Here is an 11766-nt window from a genome sequence, read left to right as displayed (position 1 = left end):
ATCCCCCGATGCCGGTCTCCTTGTCCTGGTCGATTTACGCTATGCTGAAGCCTGCCCGTAGCTCGACAAGGAACCTCCATGAAAATTTCCCGCCTCGGTGAAGCGCCGGATTATCGCTTCTCTCTGGCTAATGAACGCACGTACTTAGCGTGGATCCGCACGGCGCTGGGCTTTCTGGCTGCAGGTGTCGGCCTCGATCAGCTCGCACCTGATTTCGCCACGCCGTTGATCCGCGAAGTACTGGCGCTGCTTCTGTGCCTGTTCGCAGGCGTGCTGGCGATTTACGGCTATCTGCGCTGGTTGCGCAATGAGAAGGCGATGCGTCTGAAGCAGGATTTACCCTATACGCGCGGGCTACTCATCATCAGCGCGATCCTGCTGACGGTGGCAGGCGTGGTGATGGTGCTGGTGTTCTATGGCGGATAGCCGCAAAGCGCGACGCGAAGCGGACCCTGGCCTGCAGCCGGAGCGGACGTCGCTCGCATGGCTGCGCACGTTGCTGGGGTATGGCGCGCTGATTGCTCTGGCGATCAAGCACAACTGGCACCGGACCGGGGTGCCATTCTGGATCTCGATTGTTGTGCTGGCGCTGGTAGCCTTCATTTTGTGGCGCTATACCCGCAGCCGTAACCTGATGGACGTGGCGCAGGATGATTTTGTGCAGCCGAAAGCGGTGCGGGATAAGTTCCTGATCGCGCTCGCTGTGCTGTCTCTGTCTTTACTCTTTGCCGTTACTCATATTCAGCAAATGGTGAGCTTATAAGCCCGGTGGCGGCTCCGCCTTACCGGGCCTACGATTAACGGCTTTTTGCTAAATACTTCGCCATCTCGTCTTCCGGCACCATGCCGCCCCCGGTTGCCCATACCAGGTGGGTGACGTTGGCATCTGAATGCACACGCAGCGGCCCGGCCATGCCCGCCAGCGCGGACGGTTCCAGACGAATGTCTTCCTCCTGCGCCAGCCAGCCGAGCATGTCATACATGCTTTGATCGGAAAGCGTGTAGAACCCGTCCAGCAGGCGCTCCATCGCGCGGCCCACGAAGCCGGACGCGCGCCCGACCGCCAGGCCGTCTGCCGCCGTCACGTTGTCGATACCCAAGTCCTGCACCGCAATCTCGTCGTGCAGGCCGGTGTAAACGCCGAGCAGCATGCACGGCGAGTGCGTGGGTTCCGCAAAGAAGCAGTGGACGTTATCACCGAAGGCCAGCTTCAGGCCAAACGCCACGCCGCCAGGGCCGCCACCGACACCGCAGGGCAGGTAGACGTACAGGGGATGCGCCGCATCCACCACGCGGCCCTGTTCGGCAAACTGCGCCTTCAGCCGCTCGCCTGCCACCGCGTAGCCCAGGAACAAGGTGCGGGAGTTTTCATCATCAATGAAGAAGCAGTTCGGATCGCTTTCTGCCGCTTTGCGCCCCTGTTCCACCGCCACGCCGTAATCCTGCTCATACTCCACGACGATGACGCCGTGGCTGCGGAGCTTGGCTTTCTTCCACTCGCGGGCATCGGCGGACATGTGCACCGTCACCTTAAAGCCGATGCGTGCGCTCATAATGCCGATGGACATCCCCAGGTTGCCGGTTGAGCCCACCGCAATGCTGTACTGGCTGAAGAAGTCCTTAAAGCGCGGCTCCAGCAGGACGCTGTAGTCGTCTTCGATGCTCAGCAAGCCGGCGTCCAGCGCCAGTTTCTCCGCGTGGGTCAACACCTCGTAGATGCCGCCGCGTGCTTTAATCGAGCCGGAAATCGGAAGATGACTGTCTTTTTTCAGCAGCAGGGTGCCGGGAATGGTCTTGTCATATTCTTTCCCCAGTCGCGCCTGCATGGCCGGAATGGCGACCAGTTCGGATTCAATAATCCCCTTCGTGACGGCCGTTTCCGGAAAGGCTTTCGCCAGATACGGCGCGAAGCGGTTAAGGCGCGCGTGCGCGTCGTCCACGTCGGCTTTGGACAGCCCGACGTAAGGCAATCCTTCCGCCAGCGTGGTGGTACGTGGGTTAAGCCAGGTGGTTTCTTTCAGGGCAATCAGATCCTCAACCAGAGGAAACTGTGCGGTTAAAGTAGTGATAGTTGCGTTTTCCATAGTACGTCTCTTCGCGCTCAGATAATGAAAGAAAGCAGGAATGTGCCGCCAAGTGCAAGCACCGAGGCGATAAACGTCGCCGTCGTATAGTATTTGAAGGTCTCATTCAGGGTTGCGCCGCAGTATTGCTTCACCAGCCAGAAGAGAGAATCGGTGACGATCGTGCAGCCAATGGCGCCGGAACCGATAGCAATGGTGATGATCTCCGGACTCACGTTCGGATAGAGCGGCAGCATCGGCGCGACTATTGCCGTGGCGCCCATCATCGCGACCGTGGCGGAGCCTACGGCGGCATGCAGCACCAGCGCCACCAGCCAGGCGAGAAGGATAGGATGCATGTGCAGATTCGAGAGAATATGCGCCAGTGAGTCCGCCAGTCCGCTGGTTTTGAGGATGGCGTTGAACGCGCCGCCCGCGCCGATAATCAGCAAAATATTGGCGATAGAGCCAAAACCGTGCTCGGTGTGCGTCAGCATCGCCCCCATGCTCATATGCTGGCGGATCCCCAGCAGGTAGTAGGCGACAAACACGGCGATAAACATCGCGGTGATCGGGTTGCCGATAAATTCGAGGAGCGTATACAGCGAACCTTCTTTTGCCATATTCAGCTCGGCAATGGTCTTCACCAGCATGAGGCCAATTGGCAGCAGAACCGTAAACAGCGTGGCGCCCAGCGATGGGAGGGTGTGTTCTTCCCGCACCTTGAGGTCTGAAAATTCTGCCGGAACCGGTTTAAACGGCAGACGATTGCCGAGCAGTTTCAGGAACAGCGGGCCACCGACCAGAGACGCCACCAGTCCTACCATCAAACCATAAACAATTACCGTTCCGACATCCGCGCCTAACTTATTGGTCACAAACAGTGCGGCTGGATGCGGAGGCACCACGCAGTGGACCGCCATCAGCGCGGTACAGAGCGGAATGGCCAGCTTGAGCAGCGACGTGTTGGTCTTTTTGGCGATGGAAAACGCCAGCGGGATCAGCAGTACCACGCCCACTTCCACGAACAATGTAATGCCGCAGATCAGGCCCACCAGCACCATAATCACGTCTGCTGACAGCCAGCGGCAGCGCTGCAGCGTGATCCCGATGCGCTCTGCCGCGCCGGAGACTTCCATCATTTTGCCGAGAATGGTGCCCAGACCAATCACCGCCGCCAGGAAGCCCAGCGTACCGCCAATCCCGCTCTCAATGGCGTTCACCATATCCAGTGGGCTCATTCCCATCATCGCACCGACGAAAAAGCTCGCCAGCAGCAGCGCGAGGAACGGGTGAAACTTCAGCTTAACGATGGTTAAAACAATTAACACAATGCTGACCAGCAGCGTTGCCACAACCCAGACCTGAGATCCCATATCTCACCTCACCCTTATGTCATCTGTGGGTATTGGACGAAAAAACGGCGGGGGCTGACAAACGATATAAATTGGCATTCAGGTGAGCCAGATTGGATCAACTGAGTGACTATGCTCTAAAAAACGCACTTAACTTGCATTAGGTTCACATAAATTCACCCTTAAACGGTATGCTGAGCGCAGAAACCACGCGTGAGAATTGTGATGACCGATGCGAATGAAGCCAGAAACCGGCTGTTAAACGGCTGGCAGCTGTCGAAAATGTACACCTTTGAAGTGGCCGCCCGGCATGAGTCCTTCGCGCTGGCCGCGGAGGAGCTCTCGCTCAGCCCCAGCGCGGTGAGCCACCGCATTAATCTGCTGGAAGAGGAGCTGGGTATTCAGCTGTTCGTCCGCTCGCACCGTAAGGTTGAGCTGACGCAGGAGGGGAAGCGCGTTTACTGGACCCTTAAATCCTCCCTCGATACCCTGAATCAGGAGATCCTGGACATCAAAAACCAGGCGCTCTCCGGTACGCTAACGGTGTACTCCCGGCCATCGATAGCGCAGTGCTGGCTGGTTCCCATGCTGGGAGATTTTACCCGCCGCTATCCATCGATTTCACTCACCGTCCTGACCGGAAATGATTACGTCAATATGCAGCGAACGGGCATCGATCTGGCGCTCTATTTCGACGATACCCCGGCAAACCACCTTTCCCAACACTTCCTGATGGATGAGGAGATTTTGCCCGTTTGTTCGCCCGCGTACGCCCGCGAACATCAACTGGTTAAAAACCCCCATAACCTCAGCCACTGTACGTTGCTGCATGACCGTCAGGCCTGGAGCAATGATTCCGGTACGGATGAATGGCAAAGCTGGGCGCAGCATTTTGCGGTAAATATGCCGTCATCGTCGGGGATTGGTTTTGATCGTTCTGATTTAGCGATTATTGCGGCCATCAATGATGTGGGGGTGGCGATGGGCAGAAAGCGGCTGGTGCAGAAACGGCTCGAGAAGGGAGAGTTGATTGCACCGTTTGGTGAAAAGACCCTCAAATGCCATCAGCATTACTATATCTCAACGCTTCCGGGCCGCCAGTGGCCGAAAATTGACGCCTTTATTAGCTGGCTGAGAGAACGGGCAAGGTGAAGAATTATTACGCTTTGACGCTACACCAAATGTGAAAAAGCGTGCTAAATACAGGTAATGCTTTCGATTTATCCAGGGTAAACCGTGTTAAAGCCTTTTATTGCCTCTGCGTTACTGATCTCTTCCGGCTGGGCGATTGCCGCTGAGCCGGCGATGACGGCTGCCCGCTATGCTCAGCAGCTGGGTGTGGGGATGGATGTAGACTGGGCGCGTACCGAGCGCGGTATACGTGAATTTGACCCGCTGGTGGTACGCGATTTTCGTGCAAAAGGCATTAGCCATGTGCGCATCCGCGTCGCCGATGAGCCGACGGAAGCGCGGCTCATCCATCTGCGCAAGCTGGTGGAAGCCTGCGAGCAGTATGGTGTCATCCCGATTATTGCTTATCAGGCAGATGAATATAAAAACGACCCGAAAGCCGATAATGAGAAAGAGACAATCAACTGGTGGATTGCCGTCGCCCACTATTTCGGCCAGAGCTACCCGCAGTTGGGTTTTGACCTGATTTACGAGCCCGCCGACAAGCTCAACCACAACCTCGCGTCGTTAAATCGCGTGTATGAAAAAACCATAAAAGCGATCCATGACATTGACCCGCAGCGCATGATTTTCATCGCACCGCGCCTGCGCGCCGCGCCGGAGGATTTAACCAGCCTGAAGCTGCCTGCGCACAGCCAGAACTTCCTGCTGGCGGAGTGGCATATTTTCCCGTGGGGGCCGCTGAAAAATAACGGTAAATACCCGTGGACGTCCGGCACGGCGGTAGAGAAAGCGGCTATCCATAATCGCATCAATACCGCGCTGCGCTGGCAGCAAAAAACCGGGCACGTCAGCTGGGTCGGAGGCTGGGGCGTGGGGGAGTCAAACCACCTCACGCCAACCGCTTCGCAAATGGCCTTCGCCACCTTTATGGCCTGCGAGCTGCAAAAGGCGAAAATTCCGTATGCGCTTAACGCGGATTTCCAGTTTTACGACGGGGAAGAGGGCGCCTGGCGACCTGCGCCAGAGCCGTTATTACAGGCGATGATTGCTCCCGTCTGTGAAAAACCCGGCGACAAGCCGGGCCATCATGCGGTTAAACCGGCTGCTCGTGATGCGGGACACGCGACGCCAGCGGCAGCCAGCACAGTAAAATCAGCAGTCCCATCAGCGTCATCAGCAAACCCAAACTAGCCTGCCCGGTCTGCGGCATCATGGCCGAGAGCCAGGCGAGCGCGCCGGAGCCGATGTTTTGCAAACCGCCCACCAGCGCGCCCGCCGTGCCCGCGAGGAACGGGAACGGCTCCATCGCGCCGCTGGTGGCGAGAGGGAACAGCATCCCCGCGCCGAAGAAGAACAGCGCCGCCGGGATCAGCAGCGTCCAGACGGTCATCACGCCAAACAGCCCCGGGATCCACATCATCAGTCCCGCCAGCAGACAGCTAATCACTGCCTGCCACATCAGGGTGGAGAAACGCTTGTTCTGACGTCCGGCAAACCAGGCGCCGAAGAACGCCGCCGGGATAGGCAGAATAAACAGAATACTCACCACCATGCTGCTCAGGCCAAGCCCAGCGCCCAGCAGCACGCCGGAGCAGGCTTCGAACACCGCTATGCCTGCCAGGCCGCCGATCAGCATCAGCAGGTAACAGGTAAACGCACCGTTGCCGAACAGCGTTTTGTAGCTGGCGATAAGCTTCGTGCGCGGCGCGTCCTGCGGGCGCGTTTCCGGCATCCACCGTGCCATGCTGAAGGTCACTATCACGCAGAGCACCAGCAGGAAGGCGTAACAGGCGCGCCAGGACCACATTGTGTCTAGCAGGCCGCCAATCAGCGGTGCCAGCAGCGGGCTGACCAGAATCCCCATATTCAACAGGCTGTTGGCATGGCGGAGCTGGGTGCCCTGGTACATATCGCGCGGTAAGGTTCGCGCCATCACCCCGCCGACGCCGGTTCCGACGCCTTGTAGGGCGCTGGCGGCAATCAATACGGTCAGGCTATGGGTGGTGATGGCAATCACCGTCGCCACCATGAATATGCTCATGCCGACCAGGATCACCGGGCGACGCCCGACGCGGTCGGACAGCGGGCCATAGACGAGTTGTGAAACGCCGTAGGTTAGCAGGTAGGCGGCCATTACGCTTTGTACCGCGCCCTCGCGGACGTTTAATTCCTTTGCCATGTCGGCGATCGCCGGAATGTAGATGGTTTGCGCCATCTGACCGACGGCCACCAGTAACACCAGCATCAACAATAAGTTAACGTTCCTTTGTTTTTTCATGTCGCTGAATACTTTTGCCAAAAGAGAAAAATGAAGAATAAGTGACTGCGCATTCCCATAAATGCGCGAGGAATCTACCACAGTGAGATGACAATTTAATCATTGTGATGGTGAATGGATGAACGTAAAAAGGCAGGATTTGTAAACAAAAACGGCAACTAATGTTGCCAGTGATTTATGCGAGGCGCAGGAGAATAGCGCCGCCAGCAATACCCAGCGCCGCAGCGATGCGCAGGCCCGCAACCTTCTCTTTTAAAAGCACAAAGGCAATCAGCGCCCCGAAAAGAATCGAGGTTTCACGCAGCGCCGCGACTACGGCCAGCGGTGCCTGCGTCATCGCCCACAGTGCCAGGCCATACGAGCCCATGGTGCCGACGCCGCCGAGCAGCCCCTTTTTCCAGTGCAGACGCAGGTAGCCAAAGGCTTCACGCCGACGCGCCACCATCGCCCAGCTCAGCAGGCAAAAACCGTTCATAAAGAAGGTCCACAGCGTGTAGCCCAGCGCAGTGCCCGAGAGCCGCACCCCGGTGCCGTCCACCAGCGTATATCCGGCGATAAAACAGGCGTTCAGTAGCGCCAGCCAGATCCCTTTTCGGGACTGCATGCGCCCGTTCATCGCCATCGCCAGAATCGACAGGCAGATCACTCCGATGCCGGACCAGGCCAGCCAGGAGAGACGATCGCCAAGTGCCAGGACGCTGATCAGCGCCACCAGCAGTGGGGCGGTGCCGCGCATCAGCGGGTAGGTTTGACTCATATCGGAGACCTGATAGGTCTTCGCCACCAGCACGGTGTACACCACCTGTAAGGCGCAGGAGACGATTAAAAACGGCCAGCTTGCAGCAGAAGGCTGTGGAGAGAAGGGGAGCAACACCAGCGCAATCAGCGTAGCGGAGCCGCTGACGCTTATCGCAGAATAGAGCTTGTCCGTTCCGGCCTTAACGATAGCGTTCCAGCTGGCATGCAGCAGCGCGGCAAACAGCAAAATGCAGAATACGGTGATGGTCATGGCGTATCGGGTGGTGAATTGTCACTCAACTGTAACATTCACGTCCTGATGCTGCCAGTCGGTTACACCGCACAAAACAGGCGGTGCGTCACCCGCGGCTCATCCGAGACCAGCGTGAAACCCGCCCGGCGGTAGAACCCATACGCGGTATCCGGCGCGTGGGTATTCAGGAAATCAAACCAGATGCTGGCATCGGCCATCACCACGGTTAAAAGCTGTTTGCCGATGCCCAAGCCGCGACACTTCTCGCTAACATAGAGATGGCGAATGCGCCCGGCGCGCGGTTGCTGGCTGAAGGGATCGCGGTTGAGACCGCATACGCCTACCAGCTTACCGTTAAGAAACGCCCCCAGCAGCTTTTCGCCCGGCGCGTTAAAGCGGTTTTCACCCCGCTGCCAGTTCTCTTCCAGCCTGCGCAGCATGTTGAAATTCAATGCGATACTTTCCGCCTTCAGGGCGATATAGCCCGGTTCATCAGGCGTAACAGGCTCAATTAACAGACGCGACATAGCATTCCCTCGTTATTAAAGAGGGGCGGTTGCCCGCCCCTCTCAGGTGCGACTTGAACCTGACTTACCGAACGTATTTCAGGACAGCATCAAGCAGTTGCAATACTGCAACAATGAGTTTGAGGATAAGTATCACCATATCCACGATGCCCATACGCGTCTCCTTTTGGTAAAAAGGAGCACGATGCTGGCGTACCTTTCCGCCGCCTGTTGCCAGCACCTGGATTGACGTAACACAGTGTGCTCACTTCAGGGGTTAAGGCACTGACGGCACCACCCGTTTCAGCCAGGACTTCATTGCGCCGGTAGAACTGCGGCCCCCTCGCTCACTGCGAACACCCTCAGTATAGATAAATACTGTATGTATGAACAGTATTTTTTGGACAAAAATCAAAAGGCGACCCATACTCAAAAACGTCAAAATCCGTGCCGGAATTGCGCGTTCGTCCTCGATCGCGTATACTTTTTGCGTTGACGTAACACAGTGTGTTCTGCGGCGACCAACCGCAAAACCCTGATAAAAACCTCGCTCCGGCGGGGTTTTTTGTTTTCTGGCTGCGTCCAAAGCAAGTCCGTCGTTGACCAATTGGCAATATGTGATATTGTTGCCATAATGGCAACGGACGCGGCAGGTATGCAGTATGCATTTAATCTCAATGAAGGCAATTTTGGATGCGGTGATCCAATTTCCGCAACACAGAGAGGAGCTTCTCTTTCTGGGGCGAACCATCGAAAAGAGCCATTGCCCGACGCCTGTTGCGCTAAGTAAAATCTTTCCAACGCTAGATAATTTGAAGTATCTCGATAAGCATTATGTTATTGATATTGCTAACAACAACCTCAGAGTAGTGGCTCTCATATTCTTTGAAAGCCAAAAGTTTTATGTGCGCCATGTTTTTACTCATAAGGAATATGACCGTTTTACGGAGAAACATCGCACTAAGGGGAAGAAATGATGATCGTAGCTGATGCAATGAAAGCAACGCATGCCCTTGTCGCGGCGGTTCCTTTATTGGGTGAACATCCAAACGAGAAAGATTACCAGGACGCACTTGAGCTGGTTGAGTATTTACTGATGAACGAACCTGGCAGCCCTTTGCTGGATATCGTATGTGCAAGAATTCGTCGTTACGAAGCCAATCGGCCCGAAATTGTCGCCTTACGCCAGGAGATGGAATCTGTCCCAGTGGGCATTGCCGTTTTAAGAACCCTTATGGATCAATACAAACTGACTATTTCGGATTTTCAGGATGAAATTGGCAGTAAATCAATGGTTTCAAGGGTGTTGAACGGTCAACGTCAGCTGACGTTGAACCATATAAAAAAACTGGCTGCTCGCTTTAGGGTATCGCCTGCGCTGTTCATTGAATGAAATACTCACGTCCGACTACTGTTTTCATCACCCAACAAACGAAACGTGATCCCTGACGCATTTTTGCGCAGATGAAAATATTTCCATTGTCACGCCAGAAAACCTGTGTTTGTATAAATTCAATCAATGATTCCAAACACAGGTTCCTAATGACTCCATCTCTGTTCACCTCGACCCTACTAAAAACTGCGCAACCAGCCGCAGTGGTCGTCGTGCGTGTGGTGGTCGTCGTCGGCAATGCGCCGTAGGGACTGGATCAACACACGAATCCAAAACCCCGCCGGCGCAAACCGGGCGGGGTTTTTCGTTTAGGACCCTCCCCGGAAGGCTGGCTCAGAAGAAAAGGACTGGAGCATGGCAAGTTCGGGCACAACATCTACTAAGACGCGTTTTACGGGCGCGCAGCTGATCGTTCATTTGCTGGAACGACAGGGCATCACCACGGTTGCGGGCATCCCGGGCGGCACGGTGCTGCCGCTGTACGATGCGTTAAGCCAAAGCACAAAAATCCGCCACGTGCTGGCTCGCCACGAGCAGGGCGCGGGCTTTATCGCGCAGGGCATGGCGCGTACCCAGGGGAAACCGGCGGTTTGTATGGCGTGTAGCGGGCCGGGGGCAACCAACCTGGTAACGGCCATCGCCGACGCGCGCCTCGACTCCATTCCGCTGATCTGCATTACCGGCCAGGTGCCGTCTTCGATGATCGGTACCGATGCGTTCCAGGAAGTGGATACCTACGGCATCTCTATCCCCATCACCAAACATAACTATTTAGTTCGCGATATCAGCGAGCTTCCTCAGGTTATCAGCGATGCGTTTCGCATTGCGCAGTCTGGCCGCCCGGGCCCGGTGTGGATAGACATTCCTAAGGATGTCCAGACCGCAGAGATCGAGATTGACGTGCTGCCAGAGCCGGGCGACCGTGCCCCCGCGCCGGAATTCAGTGCTGAGAGCGTGCGTGACGCCGCGGCGATGATTAATGCCGCCAAACGCCCGGTGCTCTATCTGGGCGGTGGGGCGATTAACGCCGCGAATGAAATCCGCCAGTTCGCTGAAAAAGCCAGCCTGCCCACCACTATGACCCTGATGGCGCTCGGCATGCTGCCTAAAGCGCACCCGCTCTCTCTTGGCATGCTGGGCATGCACGGCGCGCGCAGCACCAACTACATCCTGCAAGAAGCGGATTTGCTGATTGTAATGGGCGCGCGTTTTGATGACCGGGCGATTGGCAAAACCGAGCAGTTCTGCCCGAACGCCAAAATCATTCACGTGGACATCGACCGCGCCGAGCTGGGTAAAATCAAGCAGCCGCACGTGGCGATTCAGGGCGACGTGGCTGAAGTGCTGGCGCAGCTGATCCCGCAGACGGACGCGACCGACCGCGCCGACTGGCGTCAGCTGGTCGCCGATTTGCAAAAAGAGTTCCCGGGCGCCATCCCAACCGAAGGTGACCCGCTGAGCCACTACGGCTTGATCAACGCTGTGGCCGCCTGCGTGGACGACAGCGCGATTATTACTACCGACGTGGGCCAGCATCAGATGTGGACCGCCCAGGCCTACCCGCTGAACCGTCCGCGCCAGTGGCTGACCTCCGGTGGCCTCGGCACCATGGGCTTTGGCCTGCCTGCTGCCGTGGGCGCGGCGCTGGCGAATCCGGACCGCAAAGTCATCTGCTTCTCCGGTGACGGCAGCCTGATGATGAACATTCAGGAAATGGCGACCGCGGCCGAAAACCAGTTAGACGTCAAAATCATTCTGATGAACAACGAGGCGCTGGGGCTGGTACACCAGCAGCAGAGCCTGTTCTACAAGCAGGGCGTATTTGCCGCGACCTATCCGGGAATGATTAACTTTATGCAGATTGCTGCCGGTTTTGGCCTTCACACCTGCGATCTGAACGCCGAAGAGGATGCCCACGCGGCGCTGCAGGCGGCGATTTCGCGTCCCGGCCCGGCGCTGATCCACGTGCGTATCGACCCTGAACAAAAAGTGTATCCGATGGTGCCGCCGGGTGCGGCAAATACTGAGATGGTGGGGGAATAAGCC

14 protein-coding genes are annotated in these 11766 nt (G+C 56.7%); 8 read left to right on the top strand and 6 right to left on the bottom strand.

The window, feature by feature from the left end; translation table 11 throughout:
* Nucleotides 1–78: 78 nt before the first annotated feature.
* Nucleotides 79–426, top strand: a complete 348-nt coding sequence (locus tag ACOTY9_RS18690) for a YidH family protein (RefSeq protein WP_048997358.1) — start codon at nt 79–81, stop codon at nt 424–426.
* Complete coding sequence (locus tag ACOTY9_RS18685) at nt 416–763, top strand: DUF202 domain-containing protein (protein WP_023331677.1); 348 nt, start codon at nt 416–418, stop codon at nt 761–763. The genes ACOTY9_RS18690 and ACOTY9_RS18685 overlap by 11 nt, the downstream gene beginning before the upstream one ends.
* A gap of 34 nt (nt 764–797) precedes the next feature.
* On the opposite strand, the gene dsdA is transcribed toward ACOTY9_RS18685, so the two are convergent.
* Both dsdA and dsdX read right to left on the bottom strand, forming a co-directional pair.
* Entirely contained in the window at nt 798–2084 is a 1287-nt protein-coding gene (gene dsdA / locus ACOTY9_RS18680; protein WP_058690213.1) for a D-serine ammonia-lyase, read from the bottom strand.
* A 17-nt stretch (nt 2085–2101) separates the two neighbouring features.
* A complete protein-coding gene (dsdX, locus tag ACOTY9_RS18675) occupies nt 2102–3439 on the bottom strand; it encodes a D-serine transporter DsdX (protein ID WP_063434502.1) in 1338 nt (445 codons plus the stop codon).
* A 204-nt stretch (nt 3440–3643) separates the two neighbouring features.
* Here dsdX and dsdC point away from each other — a divergent pair, with 204 nt between their 5' ends.
* Together dsdC and ACOTY9_RS18665 are read left to right on the top strand one after the other, a co-directional pair.
* The gene (gene dsdC / locus ACOTY9_RS18670) at nt 3644–4570 is read left to right on the top strand and encodes a DNA-binding transcriptional regulator DsdC (protein ID WP_050862197.1); all 927 of its coding nucleotides are present in this window, start codon (nt 3644–3646) and stop codon (nt 4568–4570) included.
* 84 nt (nt 4571–4654) lie between these two features.
* The gene (locus tag ACOTY9_RS18665; protein WP_348566029.1) at nt 4655–5743 is read left to right on the top strand and encodes a cellulase family glycosylhydrolase; all 1089 of its coding nucleotides are present in this window, start codon (nt 4655–4657) and stop codon (nt 5741–5743) included.
* On the opposite strand, the gene emrD is transcribed toward ACOTY9_RS18665, so the two are convergent.
* The 4 genes from emrD to tisB all read right to left on the bottom strand — a co-directional run bounded on the left by emrD (nt 5646) and on the right by tisB (nt 8502).
* Nucleotides 5646–6830: a multidrug efflux MFS transporter EmrD gene (gene emrD / locus ACOTY9_RS18660; protein WP_045269345.1), complete on the bottom strand. Its 1185-nt coding sequence runs from the start codon at nt 6828–6830 to the stop codon at nt 5646–5648. The genes ACOTY9_RS18665 and emrD overlap by 98 nt on opposite strands.
* Before the next feature lie 175 nt (nt 6831–7005).
* Nucleotides 7006–7839 carry an EamA family transporter gene (locus ACOTY9_RS18655; protein ID WP_045134488.1) on the bottom strand — a complete coding sequence of 278 codons (834 nt, stop codon included), beginning with the start codon at nt 7837–7839 and terminating at the stop codon, nt 7006–7008.
* Between the two features lie 62 nt (nt 7840–7901).
* On the bottom strand, nt 7902–8348 hold the full coding sequence (locus ACOTY9_RS18650; protein ID WP_014881927.1) for a GNAT family N-acetyltransferase: 447 nt from the start codon (nt 8346–8348) through the stop codon (nt 7902–7904).
* A 64-nt stretch (nt 8349–8412) separates the two neighbouring features.
* The gene (gene tisB, locus ACOTY9_RS18645) at nt 8413–8502 is read right to left on the bottom strand and encodes a type I toxin-antitoxin system toxin TisB (RefSeq protein ID WP_023331685.1); all 90 of its coding nucleotides are present in this window, start codon (nt 8500–8502) and stop codon (nt 8413–8415) included.
* Nucleotides 8503–8989: 487 nt separating this feature from the next.
* On the opposite strand from tisB, the gene ACOTY9_RS18640 reads away from it, so the two are divergent.
* The 4 genes from ACOTY9_RS18640 (at nt 8990) to ilvB (ending at nt 11763) form a co-directional block, all read left to right on the top strand.
* On the top strand, nt 8990–9304 hold the full coding sequence (locus ACOTY9_RS18640; protein ID WP_348566028.1) for a type II toxin-antitoxin system HigB family toxin: 315 nt from the start codon (nt 8990–8992) through the stop codon (nt 9302–9304).
* Entirely contained in the window at nt 9301–9720 is a 420-nt protein-coding gene (locus ACOTY9_RS18635; protein WP_248197478.1) for a helix-turn-helix domain-containing protein, read from the top strand. Before ACOTY9_RS18640 ends, ACOTY9_RS18635 begins: the two co-directional genes overlap by 4 nt.
* 149 nt (nt 9721–9869) lie before the next feature.
* On the top strand, nt 9870–9968 hold the full coding sequence (gene ivbL, locus ACOTY9_RS18630) for an ilvB operon leader peptide IvbL (RefSeq protein ID WP_023331688.1): 99 nt from the start codon (nt 9870–9872) through the stop codon (nt 9966–9968).
* 106 nt (nt 9969–10074) lie between these two features.
* A complete protein-coding gene (ilvB, locus tag ACOTY9_RS18625; RefSeq protein WP_032635253.1) occupies nt 10075–11763 on the top strand; it encodes an acetolactate synthase large subunit in 1689 nt (562 codons plus the stop codon).
* Nucleotides 11764–11766 lie beyond the last annotated feature (3 nt).

The sequence above is a fragment of the Enterobacter cloacae complex sp. SHL012 genome, assembly GCF_049237505.1.
GTDB classification, from domain to species: domain Bacteria; phylum Pseudomonadota; class Gammaproteobacteria; order Enterobacterales; family Enterobacteriaceae; genus Enterobacter; species Enterobacter kobei.
Note: the sequence above shows the minus strand (reverse complement) of the source record. Positions and strands in the feature narration are given on the sequence as shown.

What these genes read in the sequence shown, in the direction of transcription:
- ACOTY9_RS18690 (WP_048997358.1), top strand. Translation starts at nt 79, where the DNA reads ATGAAAATTTCCCGCCTCGGTGAAGCGCCGGATTATCGCTTCTCTCTG.
- ACOTY9_RS18685 (WP_023331677.1), top strand. Translation starts at nt 416, where the DNA reads ATGGCGGATAGCCGCAAAGCGCGACGCGAAGCGGACCCTGGCCTGCAG.
- dsdA (WP_058690213.1), bottom strand. Translation starts at nt 2,084, where the DNA reads ATGGAAAACGCAACTATCACTACTTTAACCGCACAGTTTCCTCTGGTT.
- dsdX (WP_063434502.1), bottom strand. Translation starts at nt 3,439, where the DNA reads ATGGGATCTCAGGTCTGGGTTGTGGCAACGCTGCTGGTCAGCATTGTG.
- dsdC (WP_050862197.1), top strand. Translation starts at nt 3,644, where the DNA reads ATGACCGATGCGAATGAAGCCAGAAACCGGCTGTTAAACGGCTGGCAG.
- emrD (WP_045269345.1), bottom strand. Translation starts at nt 6,830, where the DNA reads ATGAAAAAACAAAGGAACGTTAACTTATTGTTGATGCTGGTGTTACTG.
- ACOTY9_RS18655 (WP_045134488.1), bottom strand. Translation starts at nt 7,839, where the DNA reads ATGACCATCACCGTATTCTGCATTTTGCTGTTTGCCGCGCTGCTGCAT.
- ACOTY9_RS18650 (WP_014881927.1), bottom strand. Translation starts at nt 8,348, where the DNA reads ATGTCGCGTCTGTTAATTGAGCCTGTTACGCCTGATGAACCGGGCTAT.
- tisB (WP_023331685.1), bottom strand. Translation starts at nt 8,502, where the DNA reads ATGGGCATCGTGGATATGGTGATACTTATCCTCAAACTCATTGTTGCA.
- ACOTY9_RS18640 (WP_348566028.1), top strand. Translation starts at nt 8,990, where the DNA reads ATGCATTTAATCTCAATGAAGGCAATTTTGGATGCGGTGATCCAATTT.
- ACOTY9_RS18635 (WP_248197478.1), top strand. Translation starts at nt 9,301, where the DNA reads ATGATGATCGTAGCTGATGCAATGAAAGCAACGCATGCCCTTGTCGCG.
- ivbL (WP_023331688.1), top strand. Translation starts at nt 9,870, where the DNA reads ATGACTCCATCTCTGTTCACCTCGACCCTACTAAAAACTGCGCAACCA.
- ilvB (WP_032635253.1), top strand. Translation starts at nt 10,075, where the DNA reads ATGGCAAGTTCGGGCACAACATCTACTAAGACGCGTTTTACGGGCGCG.